Source organism: Streptomyces sp. GbtcB6 (assembly GCF_019091475.1).
Taxonomy (GTDB): Bacteria; Actinomycetota; Actinomycetes; order Streptomycetales; family Streptomycetaceae; genus Streptomyces; species Streptomyces hyaluromycini.
In genome coordinates this window covers 1-874 of record NZ_JAGXJL010000171.1, presented here as the reverse complement: position 1 = coordinate 874, position 874 = coordinate 1, and the positions used below count along the sequence as shown (strand labels likewise).

Sequence of the window (874 nt, the reverse complement as noted above, 5' to 3'; positions counted from 1 at the left end):
CCGACCGGCCGTGGCCCGCCGGGCCCGGGCCGTGAAAAGACCACCGGCCCCCCCGGCCCCTCCGGCCGCCGCGGCGCCGAGCCCGGCCGCAGCGCAGGGCCAGCGTCCGCAGGGCGGCGGTCCCCGTCCGGGTCAGGGCGCCCCGCGCCCCGGCGGTCGTCCCGCCCCCGGCCAGGGCCAGGCCCGTCCGGGCCAGGGCGGCGGCCAGCGTCCCGGTGAGCGCGCCCCCCGTCCGGGCGGTGCCCGTCCGGCCGGTCCGCGTCCGGGCAACAACCCCTTCACGTCCGGTGGCTCCACCGGCATGGCCCGCCCGCAGGCCCCGCGCCCGCAGGGCGGTCCGCGCCCGGGTGGCCCCGGTGCCCCCGGCGCCGGTCCCCGTCCGCAGGCGCCCGGCGCCCAGGGCGGCGGTCCGCGTCCGCAGGCTCCCGGCGGTTCCCGTCCGAGCCCGTCCGGCATGCCCCGCCCGCAGGGCGGTCCGCGTCCCGGCGGCGGTTCCGCGGGTCCGCGTCCGAACCCCGGCATGATGCCGCAGCGTCCCGCTGCCGGCCCGCGTCCCGGCCCCGGTGGCGGCGGTCGCGGTCCCGGCGGTGCGGGTCGTCCCGGCGGCGGCGCCGGTCGTCCCGGTGGCGGCGGCGGCTTCGCCGGTCGTCCCGGCGGCGGCGGTGGCGGCGCGCGTCCGGGCGGTGGCGGCGGCTTCGCCGGTCGTCCCGGCGGTGCCCCCGGCGGCGGTGGCGGCGGGCTCGGCGGCGGTCCCGGTGGCGGGGGCGGCGGCGGGCGGCCCGGCTTTGGCGGTCGGCCCGGCGGTCCCCGCGGGCCGGGTGGGGCGCCGGGGGGCGTTGGGCCGCCCCGCCGGCCCGCGCGGGGCCGGGGCAGG

Annotated in this window: 1 pseudogene; it reads left to right on the top strand. The window is 86.4% G+C overall.

The annotated features are described in order from the left end of the window. Positions 1-874: pseudogene (locus tag KVT45_RS55040) on the top strand (translation initiation factor IF-2); the annotation flags it as partial.